Annotated in this window: 13 protein-coding genes; 1 reads left to right on the forward strand and 12 read right to left on the reverse strand. The window is 62.8% G+C overall.

The genetic code is table 11. From position 1 onward, the window contains the following. Window positions 1-151: 151 nt before the first annotated feature. The 4 genes from JOZ76_RS20060 to JOZ76_RS20075 all read right to left on the reverse strand — a co-directional run bounded on the left by JOZ76_RS20060 (window position 152) and on the right by JOZ76_RS20075 (window position 5,129). Window positions 152-1,003, reverse strand: a complete 852-nt coding sequence (locus JOZ76_RS20060) for a carbohydrate ABC transporter permease (protein WP_291701094.1) — start codon at window positions 1,001-1,003, stop codon at window positions 152-154. Then, on the reverse strand, window positions 996-1,946 hold the full coding sequence (locus JOZ76_RS20065; RefSeq protein WP_291701096.1) for a carbohydrate ABC transporter permease: 951 nt from the start codon (window positions 1,944-1,946) through the stop codon (window positions 996-998). Before JOZ76_RS20065 ends, JOZ76_RS20060 begins: the two co-directional genes overlap by 8 nt. A 13-nt stretch (window positions 1,947-1,959) precedes the next feature. Beyond that, window positions 1,960-3,219: an extracellular solute-binding protein gene (locus tag JOZ76_RS20070; RefSeq protein WP_291701099.1), complete on the reverse strand. Its 1,260-nt coding sequence runs from the start codon at window positions 3,217-3,219 to the stop codon at window positions 1,960-1,962. Window positions 3,220-3,386: 167 nt separating this feature from the next. Next, window positions 3,387-5,129, reverse strand: a complete 1,743-nt coding sequence (locus JOZ76_RS20075) for a caspase family protein (protein WP_291701101.1) — start codon at window positions 5,127-5,129, stop codon at window positions 3,387-3,389. On the opposite strand from JOZ76_RS20075, the gene JOZ76_RS20080 reads away from it, so the two are divergent. After that, on the forward strand, window positions 5,116-5,274 hold the full coding sequence (locus tag JOZ76_RS20080) for a hypothetical protein (RefSeq protein ID WP_291701103.1): 159 nt from the start codon (window positions 5,116-5,118) through the stop codon (window positions 5,272-5,274). The genes JOZ76_RS20075 and JOZ76_RS20080 overlap by 14 nt on opposite strands. 211 nt (window positions 5,275-5,485) lie before the next feature. On the opposite strand, the gene JOZ76_RS20085 is transcribed toward JOZ76_RS20080, so the two are convergent. From JOZ76_RS20085 to JOZ76_RS20120, 8 genes are all read right to left on the reverse strand, one after another. Next, on the reverse strand, window positions 5,486-6,241 hold the full coding sequence (locus JOZ76_RS20085; protein ID WP_291701105.1) for an SDR family NAD(P)-dependent oxidoreductase: 756 nt from the start codon (window positions 6,239-6,241) through the stop codon (window positions 5,486-5,488). A 58-nt stretch (window positions 6,242-6,299) separates the two neighbouring features. Continuing rightward, the gene (locus JOZ76_RS20090; protein WP_291701107.1) at window positions 6,300-7,814 is read right to left on the reverse strand and encodes an amidase; all 1,515 of its coding nucleotides are present in this window, start codon (window positions 7,812-7,814) and stop codon (window positions 6,300-6,302) included. A gap of 42 nt (window positions 7,815-7,856) precedes the next feature. Then, window positions 7,857-8,567 (reverse strand): ABC transporter ATP-binding protein, encoded by a 711-nt coding sequence (locus JOZ76_RS20095; RefSeq protein WP_291701109.1) that lies wholly within the window; start codon window positions 8,565-8,567, stop codon window positions 7,857-7,859. Continuing rightward, window positions 8,564-9,286: an ATP-binding cassette domain-containing protein gene (locus tag JOZ76_RS20100; protein ID WP_291701111.1), complete on the reverse strand. Its 723-nt coding sequence runs from the start codon at window positions 9,284-9,286 to the stop codon at window positions 8,564-8,566. The genes JOZ76_RS20095 and JOZ76_RS20100 overlap by 4 nt, the downstream gene beginning before the upstream one ends. A gap of 4 nt (window positions 9,287-9,290) precedes the next feature. Next, window positions 9,291-10,361 (reverse strand): ABC transporter permease subunit, encoded by a 1,071-nt coding sequence (locus JOZ76_RS20105; RefSeq protein WP_291701113.1) that lies wholly within the window; start codon window positions 10,359-10,361, stop codon window positions 9,291-9,293. After that, window positions 10,358-11,224: a branched-chain amino acid ABC transporter permease gene (locus tag JOZ76_RS20110; RefSeq protein WP_291701114.1), complete on the reverse strand. Its 867-nt coding sequence runs from the start codon at window positions 11,222-11,224 to the stop codon at window positions 10,358-10,360. The genes JOZ76_RS20105 and JOZ76_RS20110 overlap by 4 nt, the downstream gene beginning before the upstream one ends. A gap of 268 nt (window positions 11,225-11,492) precedes the next feature. After that, window positions 11,493-12,716: an urea ABC transporter substrate-binding protein gene (locus JOZ76_RS20115; RefSeq protein ID WP_291701116.1), complete on the reverse strand. Its 1,224-nt coding sequence runs from the start codon at window positions 12,714-12,716 to the stop codon at window positions 11,493-11,495. 31 nt (window positions 12,717-12,747) lie between these two features. Continuing rightward, a partial coding sequence (locus tag JOZ76_RS20120; protein ID WP_291701118.1) for an acetamidase/formamidase family protein occupies window positions 12,748-13,453 on the reverse strand: 706 nt, incomplete at its 5' end.

Here is a 13,453-nt window from a genome sequence, read left to right on the forward strand (position 1 = left end):
CCGAGCGCATGTCCGCCACGGCCTTCAGCTCGATCTGCGGAAACCGCTTCATCGCGGTCATATAGGCCTTGGAGATCACCCCGCAGCCGATGACGCCAACACCGATTCTTCTCATTGGATCTCCGTCATCACGAAAAGTGGGTTGGGTGCCCTAGCCTTTCACCGCACCGGAGGTCAGGCCGGCGATGATGTGCTTCTGGGCGACGAAAAACAGGATGATGGTCGGCAGGATGGTCAGCGTGATGAACGCCAGAACCAGGTGCCAGTCGGCCGAATATTCGCCCTGATAGACCATGATGCCGAGCGGCCAGGGATACAGGCGGTCGGTATTCAGCATCACCAGCGGGACCAGATAGGCGTTCCACGAATGGACGAAGATGATGGTGCCGACGGTTGCCAGGATCGGTCGCGATAGCGGCAGGATGACGAACCGGAAGAAACCGACGTAGCTGCAGCCGTCGACCAGCGCGGCGTCGAGCAGTTCGTCCGGCAGATCCTTGAAGAAGCGGCGGAGCAGCAGGATGCTCATCGCGAGCCCAAAGGCGACCTGCGGCAGCACGACCCCGAAATAGCTGTCGAGCAGGCCGAGGTCGCGCACCTTGATGAACAGCGGCAGGATCGCGGTGGCCGCCGGGAACAAAAGACCCATCGTCATGTAGTTCAGCAGCAGCGCGCGGCCGAAGAAGCGGATATGCGAGAACACGAACGCCGCCATCGAGGCGGTGATCAGCGTCAGCAGCACGGTGAGGCCCGAGATGATGAGCGAATTGCGCATCAACACCCAGTAGCGCGCCGTGGTCAGGATCCCGCTGTAGTTTTCGAATACCCAGTGCTGCGGCAGGCCGAACGGGTTGGTCCTGAGTTCGCCGAGCGACTTGAAGCCGCCGAGCACGGTTGCCACCAGCGGCGTTGCGACGAAAACGGCGACGGCCGCGAGAAACAGCACCTTGAACAGGCGGGTCCCGTCAAAACCCGTGCTTTCCGACAATGCATCGTCACTCATCGCGCATCACCCAGCGTTGATAACTGAAGGCGAACGCGACGCAGATGACGAACACGATCACACCGACGGCCGAGCCAAATCCGACGCGCATGCGCATCACGCCAAAAGTGTAGAGGAAGCTGACCATGGTCTGAGACGAGTCGGCCGGGCCGCCGCGGGTCAGCGGCATCACGAGGTCGAACAGTTGCAACGAGCCGAGCACGGCGAAGAAGACCGACAGACGGATGGTAGGGTAAAGCAGCGGGATGACCACGTAGCGCAGCACCTGCCAGCGGCTTGCGCCATCGATGCGGGCCGCTTCCTTGAGGCTTGGGTCGATACCCTGCAGGGCGGCGATGAACAGCATCATGTGGAAGCCGAAATATTTCCACACGATCACGATCAGGATCGCCAGCATCGAGGTCTGGGCACTGGCAAGCAGGTACGGCGGCTCGGCACCGACGGCGCGGAAGATGCCCGCCAGCAGGCCGTAGTCACCGTCATAAACGAAGCTGAAGATCAATCCGGCGGCGACTTCGGCCAGCACATAGGGCATGAAAAACAGCATCCGCAGCGCCACGGCGCCGCGAAATCGATCAGCCAGGATCAAGGCCAGCGACAGCGCGAGCGGGAGCTGAACCAGCAGCGAGACGGCGATGATCAACAGGTTGTTGCGGACGGCAATGCCGAAGGCGCGGTTCGCGAACACGGCCCTGAAATTGTCGAAACCGACCCAGTTGGTCGGGTGACCAAAACCGTTCCAGTTGAACACCGAATACCAGGCCGCCTCGCCGACCGGCACCACCACGAACAGCGAGAACAGCAGCAGCGCCGGCGGCAGGAACAGCAGAATCGCCGTCCATTTGCCGGCGTCGAATGCGCCGGCCGAAGCCGGCGTGGCGGCCGAGGGCCGCCGCGCGGCGAGGGCAGCGGGCCGGCGGCCCCGTGTCATTTGGAAGGACATTGAGGTGCGAACCTCAATTGCCCTGCGCGTAGGCGTCCTGGATCGCCTTGGCGGCCACCTTCGGCGTCATCGTCCCGCCAGCGATCTCCGCGGTGACGTCGTTGACGACCCTGCCGACACTGGGACCGAGGTCCTGGTCATAGAAATTCTGGTGATACTTCGAAGCCGCCAGATTCTTCGCAATGTTGCGCATGAACGCACTGCCGAGCGCCGTGTCCGCGCCCAAATAGGTCGGCACGATGTAGTTGCCGGCCGCAAGCTTCTTCTGCACGTCCTCCGAGACGAACGCCTTCAGGAATGCCACCGCCTCCTTCGGCGCGTCCTTGGTCACCAGCCAGCCATTGATGCCGCCAAGCGTGTCGGACGCCTCGCCCTTGCCACCAGGAACAGTCGGGAAATTGAACCAGCCGATCTTGTCGTCAGGCACGCCGATCTTGTCGGCGGCCAGCGCCTTCTGGGTGTGATAGAAGGACGAGATGGCGAGCATCATCGCGGCCTTGCCGTCGCCGAACATGCCGACGGCCTGCGGATTCTTGGCGCCCAAAAAGCCGTTCTGGAACGGCTGCAGGTCGACGAGCTGCTTGAACAGTTCGCCCGATTTGACGAAGGTTTCGCCCTCGAACCCCCCGTTCTCGCCCTTCAATGCCGCCTGGAATCCGGCCTTTCCGCCGATGCGCACCGCAAGATAGGTCCAGTAGAAGTGCAGCGGCCATTTGTCGGCGCCGCCCACGACGATCGGAGTGACATTCGCTGCCTTGAGCTGCTTGACGGCCGCCAGCAGGTCGTCCCAGGTCGCGATCTTCGATCCGTCCACACCGGCTTTCGCAAACAGCTCCTTGTTGTACATGAAACCGACCTGCGACATGTTGTACGGCACGCCGTAGACCTTGCCGTTCACGGTGAAAGCCGCTACCGCCGCGGGCGAGAGTTTTGGCGTGAGGTCGGCGACGTCTTTGGTGATGTCCTCGAGCACGCCGGCCTCGACCTGCGATTTGAGCACCCCTCCGGCCCAGCTGTAGATGATGTGCGGGCGGTCCTTCGATTGCAGCAGCGTCGGAGCCTTGGCCTTGTAGGCCTCGTTCTCCAGGAACGACATCTCGATCTTGACGCCGGGATTTTTCGCCTCGAAGTCGCGCGCCACCTCCTCCCAGAGCTTGACCTGGTTCGGATTGATCTCGATATGGAGCCATTTAACCGTGGTCTCCGCCGCAGCGAGGCTGGCGGACAGGGCCAAGCAGGCAGAAGCGGCGACAGCACGCCAGATCATGCTCATCGTTTCCTCCAGGCAGTTTTGTTCGTTGCCTCCCAGTCTAGGCACCTCATTTGAGGTACGCAACTCATTTTGAAGGGATTGGAGCCATGCCGCGGCCGTAATCAGTCTGAAGAGGCCGACCGCGGATCGTCCGCCCTTCTGCGCGACAACGGCCGATGGCGGGTCCGTCAGTTGCAGATCTCGCCGGTAATTTTCTGGATTCCGCTGCCCGGACCGGGCACCAGACCAAGGTGGCAACCCTTTGCAACTGGTCGGCAGCCGGCGCGGTCGCAGATCATCTGCCCCGAAGAAGCCTGCGACTTCGACGGCGCAGATTCTGCCTGCTTCCGGTCCTCGTCCCGCTTCTTGGAGTCGTCGCGCGTCGCAACCGGCTTCTTCTCCTGAATCTTCTCGCATTCATTATCGTCGCTGACGCGATAGCCTGCGCGGCAGGTGATTTTCATGCAACTATCGCCGTCAGCCCTGAAGCCGTGGTCGCAGACCAGCGGGCAGACGCGGCCGGGCTTTGCCTTCAGTGCATCCAGCGCGTCGGTGCTGGCGAGCTTCGTGTCGAATTTCGTGCCCGCGTATTTGTTGTACAGCGTCATCGAGCGCTGCGATGTCTGGCTCCAGTCGCCGTCGGCTGCTGCGCTCAGGCAACCGACCCGGCGCAGTTCGAGCTGCACGGATTTCGCCAGATCGGCTGGCGACGGGCTGGACGTTGGCGGAGGCGATAACGCGGCAATCTTCCTGCTCTCGACATTGTCGGCGGCTTGCTTCTCGGCGGCCAGCTTCGCCGCGGCCTCAGTGGCCGCCTTCTCAGCCGCCTGTTTCTCGGCGAGCGCCTTCCCAGCCGCCGCCTCGGCCGCTCTGCGCTGCTGCTCGGCGGCTTCCGCCTTGGCCTGCTCGATCTGCTTGGCCTTCTCTGCTGCGACCCGCGCCTCTTCCGCCGCTCGCGCTGCGGCGTCCGCCTTGTCCTGTTCGACCTTGCGCGCCCGTTCGGATGTGAGGCGAGCCTTTTCCTCTTCCGCCAGCCGCGCTTTCTCCGTCGCCGCCGCGCGCGTTTCTTCGGCGGCGATCTTGTTCAGCTGTCCCTTGGCGAGATTGGCATAAAAGCCTTCTGGATATTGGGCGAGGAAAGCGCTCCAGCCGTCCCGGGTCCCAAGCTGCAGCGCCAGTTCGTAGTCCCTGCGAACGGCGTCCTGCGGGTTCGCCTGCGGACCTGCCGCGACTGGCGGCTTGGTCGGAACCAGAGCCAGGTCATCGCCGCCGAGCGAGCCATAGACGTAAGGCTCCTGCTTGTTGGCGGTGTTCTTCAGGACATCGTCACGGACAAAGCCGAACGCCTTGCGGAGGTCGAGCCCGGGTTTTGGCAGGTGATCGGCAAGCGCCGTCGCAAACGGACTGTTACCGGAATCGCCATCGGAGGCGGTCGATCCGGCCTTGGCTGCGAACGCAATCATCGTATTCGGACTTGTCGGCTCGACCTTGGCGAGTCCCCGCCCGATCGAACGCGAAGCCACCGTTCGCTTCATGATCTTGGCGAATGGATTGTCGCGACAGGCATCGAGGATGACGAGCCGAAGCTGCTTTGCCGGCTCGATGGCAAACAGCACGCGCTCAAGCGCAAACGTCTCGTCCAGGACGTCGGTGTCGGTTTCGAGCGCCGCGTCAGTCGGAATCAAGTAGTTATTGCCGTCAAGCTCAATGCCGTGACCGGCGTAATAGACCACCGCGACGTCGGCTTCGCGCGCTTTGCCGCCAAATTCCCGCAACGCCTTGCGCATGTCGACGACGTTCAGGTCGAGCTTGGTGTCGACGGAATCGAATCCCGCTTTTTTGAGCATCCCCCCGATCAGGACGGCATCGTTCACCGGGTTCGTGAGCTTCGGCACGCTCTTGTAGGCGGAATTACCGATGACGAGCGCCACCCGCTTCTCGGCATGGGCCGATCCGCAAGCAAGCCAAGTCGTGAAAATCAACAAAGCGAAAAGCCGAAGCGCCCGCATCAAAATCCTCGACCGCGATTCCAATATCCTAGCCGGAGGATCTCTGAATACAATCGTTCTTCCGTGATGCGGCTCACGTAAACTCGCGGAAACTTCGCACATGGATAATATTACCATGCATATGGTGCATGATATTACCCTTATACGTTTGACCTCTGCCGTAATACTACGGAGACCTGCCCCACAGGACCGCGTGCCTCAACCCTCGGCGAGTGTTTCGCCGATCACGTCACTTGGTGTGCGCGCTGCTCTGTCGGTGACGAGGTCGCCGCGAGCTTTCAGACCGCCTTTGTCAGCGCGCCGTCGATGATGAGGTTGGTGCCGGACACGCGGCTCGCCACAGGACTTGCAAGGAACACCACGCCGGCCGCGACCTCCTGCGCGGTGCCCATCCGCCCCGTAGGATTGAGCGCCATCGCCGACTTGAACAGGTCGGGCATGCCGCGTTCGATGTTCTGCCAGATCCCGCCTTCGAAATAGGTATTTCCCGGCGAGACCACGTTGACGCGGATGCCCTGCGCGATGAGCTGACCGCTGAGGCCCTTTGAATAGTGGATCAGGGCCGCTTTGATCGCGCCATAGGAGCCGGCGGCAAAATCGACCTCAAAACCCGACACGCTGGAGACGACGATGATCGACGCCGATTTCGATTTCTCCAGATAGGGTTTTGCCGCCGCCACCGAATTGACCGTGTGCATCATGTCGGTGCGGAAGGATTTTTCCCAGCTCTCCGGCGTATCGCCGACGGCGAGCGCGCTGACATTGCAGACGAGGCAGTCAATGCCGCCGAGTTCTGCGGCTGCGCCCTCGATCCAGCCCTTCAGCGCCGCGCCGTCGGCGACGTCGATCGCCTGCCCCCATGCCTTGACACCCTTCGCGGCCAACGCGTTGATGGCCTTGGCCACCTCGTCAGTGTTGCGAGCGCAGATCGCGACATTGGCGCCTTCCTCGGCAAACAGGTCGGCGACCGCCCGCCCGATGCCCTTGCTGCCGCCCGTCACCAGCACGTTCTTGCCCTTCAGTCCCAGATCCATCGCCGCCTCCCTCGGGGTCTAGCGGCCGGCCCGCCGAGGCGGGCCAGCTGCGGGGTCGCTACATCTTGGTCCAGTCCCCCGCGCCCTCAAACGCCGCGGCGGCGCGATAGATGGTCGGCTCGTCGTAATATTTGCCGATCAGCATTAGCCCGATCGGCAGGCCGTCGCTCATCCCGCAAGGCAGGCTCATGGCCGGATGACCGCTGGCATTGAACGGCGCCGTGTTCGGCACCATCTCGAACGCGCGCTGGATGTAGAGTTCGCGCGGCGCATCGGGTGGCGGCAGCGGCGTCGCTTTCATCGGCAAGGTTGGCATCAGCAAGAGGTCATAGCTGGCAAGGGCCGCATCATAGGCCGCGCGCAGCTTGCGGTTCAGGTTCTGCGCCTTGGCATAGAAGTGCCCGCGATAGTGCTTGGTGAAATACTGTCCGAGCAGCATCGTGATCTTGAGGCTGTCGGAGAGTTCGTCGGCGCGGTGCCGCCAGGCGGAATGCGCGTCCAGCAGTGTGGTGTTGTAGAGGCCGCGCCAGTTGGTGCCCATGCCGTTGCCCTTCATCATGAACTCGGTCGCGCCCTCGGCCGCGATCGGCAGCCAGATGGCGGGCGCCGCCAAATGCATGGGCACCGAGATATCATCAACGGTCGCGCCGAGTTTCCTGAACAGCTCCGCGCCGGCCTTGACTTTGGCGTCGACGTCACCCTCCGAGCTCGCATGTCCAAAACCTTCCCGAACCACGCCGATGCGCAGGCCGTTGGCGCTGCTGCCGAGCGCCTCGGTATAGCGCGACACGATCGGCGCGCCCTGGCGCGGATCGAGCCCGTCAGCGCCCGCGAGCACTTCCAAGAGCAGCGCGTTGTCGCGCACAGTGCGCGTCATCGGCCCGGTGTGATCGAGCGTGAGCTCGATCGGCATCACGCCGGTATAGGGCACGAGACCGTACGTCGCCTTCATCCCGTAGATGCCGCTGAACGACGAGGGAATGCGGATCGATCCGCCCTGGTCGCCACCGATCGCCATGTCGGCCTCGCCGGTCGCGACCACCACGGCGCTGCCCGAGGACGAGCCGCCGGCCGAATAGCCCATCTTGTGCGGATTGTGGACCGGGCCCGCCGCGCAGGTGTGGCTGCCGCCTGAGAAGCAGAAGTATTCGCAATGCACCTTGCCGATGATGGTGGCGCCGGCATCGAGCATGCGGGTGACGATAGTGGCGTCGGTGTCGGGCGTGTAGCCCTCCAGCGTCGAGGCGCCGTTCATCATCGGCACGCCGGCAAGGCTGATATTGTCCTTCAGCGCGATCTTCTTGCCCGCGAGCTTGCCCGACGGCGCGCCCTTGACCTCGGTCTTGACGTACCAGGCGTTGTGCTTGTTCTCCTCGCCTTCGGGCCGGTAACCCGGCGTGCGCGGATATTTGACCGGCGGCACATAATCGGGCATCGCATCGACGGCGTCGTAGGCCGCATAATTTCCCTGCAGTAACGCATCATAGGATTTGAGCTCGTCGTCGCCCATGTGCATGCCGAGCTCCTCGGCGACGCTGCGCAGCTGGTCGAGCGTTGGTCGTCTCACTGCCATGGCTTTTTCTCCTCGCTTTTTGCCCTGCCGCCTCGATCAGGCTCAGGTGGTGATTCCGATGAACTCGCCGACGACGCTCGCATCGTGCAGCTCGTCAGGCTTGACCTCCTGCGTGATCCTGCCCTTCTGAATGACGAGGATCCGTTGCGACAGTGCCGCGATGAAATCGAGATTCTGCTCGACCAGGATCATGGTCAGGCCGGTCCTGGCGCGCAGCCGCTGCAGTGTCTCGACGATCTCCTCGATGATCGAGGGCTGGATGCCTTCCGTCGGCTCGTCAAGCAGGACCAGGCGCGGTTTGCCGCACAGGCAGCGTGCGATGGCCAGAAGCTGCTGCTCGCCGCCGGACAGCGCGCTGCCGGGACGATCGAGCAATTGCGTGAGCCGCGGAAATTCTTCCAGCACATTAGCGATGGTCGCGTGCTCCTGGCCACCCGATTGCTGGGCGCATCCCATTCGCAGATTGTCGTAGACCGAAAGGCCGGGGAAAATCTCGCGGCCCTGCGGCACATAGCCGAGTCCGAGCCGCGCGCGCCGGTACGGCTCAAGCGCTGTGATATCGGTTCCTGCGAATTGCACCCGCCCGCTGGTCGGCGGCAGGAAGCCCATGAGTGCCCGCAGCAGCGTCGTCTTGCCCATGCCGTTGTGACCGAGAATGCCAATGAACTCGCCCTCGTCGACAGAGAATCCGATCCCGTTGAGGATCGGGATCCGGCCGTAGCCCGTGCGCAGTCCCTGGACATTGAGGATCATGCCGCCGCCTGCTTGCCGAGATAGATGTCGCGTACCTGCGGATTGCGCATGATGTTGTCGACCGTGTCCTCGACCAGCACGCTGCCCTGGTTGAACACGGTGACCTGCTTCGCGATCATCCGGATGAACTGCATGTCGTGCTCGACCACGATCAGCGCCTTGCTGCGGTTGATCTCGCGCACGAGCGCGGCCGTCTTCAATACCTCCTCATGGGTCATGCCGGCGGCCGGCTCGTCGAGCAGGATCAGTTCGGGATCGGTCGACAGCACGAGGCCGAGCTCGACCCATTGCCGCTGGCCATGCGCGAGCTGGCCGACCAGCCGTTCCGCGGCGTCGACAAGGCCGATGCGCTCCAGCATCTCGTCGACGAGCCGCCTCGCGCGCTCCTTGGAATTGAGACGGCTCGCCGCGAGCCAGATATTGTCGCGCACGCTCAACCCATCAAACACGCTGGGCACCTGGGTCTTGATCCCGATGCCAAGCCGGGCGATCTGATGCGCATGCGCTCTGGAAATGTCCTGCCCGCGAAACAGGACCTGGCCGCGAGTCGGCTCGAGCTGGCCCGTCAGCATCTTGAAGAAGGTACTCTTGCCCGCGCCGTTCGGTCCGATCAGGCAGCGCAGTTCGCCCTCGGCGAGCGTGAAGTTGACATTGCGCACGGCCTTGACGCCGCCAAAATGCATCGAGAGATCGCGGGTGTCGAGCAATGCTGCGGCCATCGCCCTACTCCGCCTGCTGCGGCTCGAAGCCGCGCTGTTCTCGCGCGCGCCTGCGCCGGACGAGGGACAGGCCGATATCGCCGAGGGTCGGGACCAATCCCTTGGGCACCAGCAGTACGAAAGCGATCAGGATCACGCCGAGGATCAGCGGCGCATTGGCAAAGATTTTTGACCAGAGGTCCGACCCGCCCGAGGGCTGGTTCGCTCCCAGGGCGGCGCTCAGCCACTGGATGCCGATGCAGCCGATCACAGGACCGATCAGCGTGCCGCGTCCGCCGACGATGACCCAGATGATGATCTGCGCCGATTGTGCGAGGCCAAAGATGGTCGGGCTGACGAAATTGCCCCAATTGGCGAACAGGCAGCCGGCGAAGCCGGCCAGCGCGCCGCCGATGGTGAACGTCGCAAGCTTGTAGGCGCGCGGATCATAGCCCAGCAGTTCGGCGCGGCGCTCGTTCTCGCGAATGCCGACGATGATGCGGCCAAACTGGCTCGCAAGCAGCAGGCGCAAGCCGAAATAGGTTGCGAGCAGCGAACCGGTCGCGAGATAGAACATCCCCTCCAAATCGATTGCCGCAGTCTTGTTGAAGGGCCAGTTGAGCGGCGGGATACCGGGAATGCCGTTGAAGCCGCCGAGCCGTGCCGTGCCGATATGGAATTCGGGACCGGCGGTGGAGTTCACCGAATTGAAGAGGATCAGCGTTACCGTCAGTGTGATGACGCCAAGATAGACATCGCTGATCCGGCCGTAGAACATGAAATAACCGAGCAGCGCGGCGAACGCCGCCGGCAGGATAATGGCGAGCAGGAATGGCAGCGTGCTCTCGCCGATATTGAACATCGCGATCGCATAGGTGTAGGCGCCGAGGCCGAAGAACGCGGACTGGCCGAAGCAGAGAATGCCGCCAAACCCCCAGATCAAGGCGAGGCTAAGCGCCAGCACGGCCATGATCATGTAGACGGTCAGGTCGAGCACGGTGTCAAGCTCGGCCAGCTGCGGCGTCAGGAGCATGAAGGCGAGGCCTGTGACACTGACCAGGACGAGACCCAGAATATTGAGACTGCGACCGTTCACAGACCTCTCCGAAAGAACCGGCCGGTGATGCCCTGCGGCAGCAGGCGGATCAGAACAATGGCGGCAGCGAGCAACGCGACCTCGCCGAACACCGGCGTCGTCACGAACGTAGCGATCTGGTTGATGGTACCGAACAAGGCTGACGCCGATACCGTGCCGCTCAGGATCGCCGCGCCGCCGCCGATCACCGTGATGAACGATTTTGCGACATAGGCGACGCCTATGGTCGGAAATACGCCGGACACCGGCGCCAGTACCGCGCCGGCAAGGCCCGACAGTGCCGCGCCGACGCCGAAGGTCACGGCATAGACGCGCGGCGGATTGACGCCGAGGGCCGCGGCCATGTCGGCGTTCTGCATGGTGCCGCGCGCGATCAGGCCAAGCCGCGTCCAGCGCATCACAGCGAAGATAGCGCCCAGTACGGCGATCGCGATCGCAATCACGAACAGCGTGTAGGCACTCGTACGATAGGCGCCGATCTGGATGCTGCCGAGCGGCGCCGAGATGCCGACCGTGGTGTTGCCGAAAATCGCCGTCGTGAGGCCAACCAGGAACAGGCTGAGGCCCCAGGTCGCGAGCATGGTGTCGATCATCCGTCCATAAAGGAAGCGGATGATGGCGCGTTCGACGATGATGCCGATCAGGCCGACCACGATTGGTGCAACCACCAGCATCGCGACCCAGATGCTAATGCCGTGCGATGTCGCGACGATCGCGGCATAGCCGCCGAGCATCAAAAACTCGCCATGGGCGAGATTGATCACCCGCATCATGCCGAAGATGATCGCCAGCCCGACGCTGATCAGTGCCAGGCTGGCAACCGCATAAAGCACCTGGATTGCCAGAAGCGCAACGAGATCCACGTTCAGCTTTCCCGAGCAAGAGGCGATGAAATTAGGACAACCTGTCGCAGCGACGGAGGTGCGCCCCCTCGCCCCGCTTGCGGGGAGAGGGTTGGGGTGAGGGGGAGTCTCAAGACACCGAATTCGTGGAGAGTCCCCCTCACCCGCCGCGCCCTTAGCGATGCCAAGGCATCGCTCTTGGCGCGGCGACCTCTCCCCGCGAGCGGGGAGAGGTGAAACGCAGCGAGCGGAAATGCCGATTCACTCATGACGCATCACGCTCAAGTCGTCAGATCTTGATCACATATTGCTGGTTGTCGGTCGGGTTCTTGATGAGGTCGCAGACCGCGGCGGTGTCGGCCGGTTTCTGCTGGGCAAAGTCTTGGAGCACCTTCAGCTTCTTGTCGCTGACCTCGGCGATGTGGACGTCGAGCACGCAGTGATGCGTCGGTGGATCGATCGTCACCTTGCCGGAGGGCGCATCGATCGAGATCCCCGTCTCAAGCGCCTCGATCACCTTCATGCGGTCGACGCTGCCGGCCTTCTTCACCGCCTCGGCCCATAACCGGAATCCCTGATAGGTGCCCATGGCAAGCTCGGTGATGTTCGGATAGTCGGCACCGAAACGCTTGTGGAAGCTTGCGACGAATGCCTCGTTGACCGGGTTCTTGAGGTCCTGGAAATAATTGTAGCAGATCAGCATGCCGTTGCATTCCTCAGGCGACAGCACGATGTGCTCGTTGCCGACCGCAAACGTGGTCGAGGCCATCGGAATGCTGGCGCGCATCCCGGCCGCGGCCCACTGCCGGTAGAACGAAATGTGCGCACCGCCGACCAGCGCCGACCAGACGAAATCGGGTTTGGCGGCCTGGATCTTCGAAATGGTCGGGCCGAAATTCGTCACGTCGAGCGGGAAGAAGTCGATCGACGGCACCTCGCCGCCGTTTTCGAGCACGTATTTCTTCACCCATTGCGAGGTGATCTGGCCGTAATTGTAGTCGGCGGCGACGACATAGACCTTCTTGCCCCACTTCTTCATCGCGTAGGGCACGAGCTTCTCGACCGTCTGCGCCGGGGTGACGCCGGTGTCGAACTGATTGCGGTCGCAAACGCCGCCTTCATACTGCGTGTTGTAGAAATAGAGCGTCTTGAAACGATCGAGCACCGGGCGGATCACCTCGCGCGAGGCCGAGGTGATTCCGCCATGCACGACGGCAACCTTGTCCTTCAGCGCCGCCTGCTGGGCGAACTGGGTGTAGAGCTGCATGTTCGACTGGGTGTCGTAGTTGATGAGCTTGAGCTGCCGCCCCAAGAGTCCGCCGGCCGCGTTGGCCTCTTCGATCGCCAAAGTCAGCGCGTCCACCATCGGCTTGCCGTAGATGTCGAGCCCGCCGGAGAGGTCGTGGATGCTGGCCACCCCGATCGGGTCTTCCGCCAGCGCTGGGTATGAAAGCGCGCCCGCTGCAATGGCCGCGGCGGTACCAGTCAGAAACGTCCTGCGATGCATGCTCATTGCGTTACTCTCTCCGTTGTCGAGATGTTCGTCAGACCAGGTATTTTTTGAGGATCGATGCGCCGATCGTGTATTTTGGATCGACCATGTTGCCGAGCCGAATGCGTCCGGCCTGGCTCAGCAACATATAGGCGTCGATCTCGTCAAAACCGTATTCGCCGCTCATCCAGCGCACCAGCTCACGATAGGCGATGCGCGCGGCATCTTCGAGCGGGCGCGCACTGCCGATCGTCATCAGGAAATTCTCGGTCTCGAGCCTCGGCCAGGCAAAACTCCAGCCCTTGATGACGTCTACCTGCAACGTGACCGTGGCGCGCTGCTCGATCGCGACGCCAGAGAGTTCGCCGTCGCCCTGGGCGGCATGACAATCGCCGACATAGAGCAGGCCGCCGTCGACGTGAACCGGAAAATAGAGGATCGCGCCGGGCGCGACATCCGGCAGGTCCATGTTGCCGCCATGATAGTCCGGCTGCAGCGAGGAGATCGCCTCGATTTCCGGCGAGATGCCGATGGTGCCGATGAATGGCTGGTAGGGCAGCGTGATCTTGTCGTTCCAGCGCACGCCGTTCTTGTCGACATGCATCACTCTCACCCGCTCGGGCAGCGGCGGGTTGAGCATGGCGGTGCTTGCAGTTCCGACCAGGCCGCCGAATTCGGGAATGATGCAGGTCTTGCCGGCCGGCTGCGCGCCGCGCGTTTCCACAGCATGGATGTGCACGGCGAGACAATCGCCCTTC

Origin of the sequence: Bradyrhizobium sp. (assembly GCF_019244115.1) — a bacterium.
Taxonomy (GTDB): domain Bacteria; phylum Pseudomonadota; class Alphaproteobacteria; order Rhizobiales; family Xanthobacteraceae; genus Bradyrhizobium.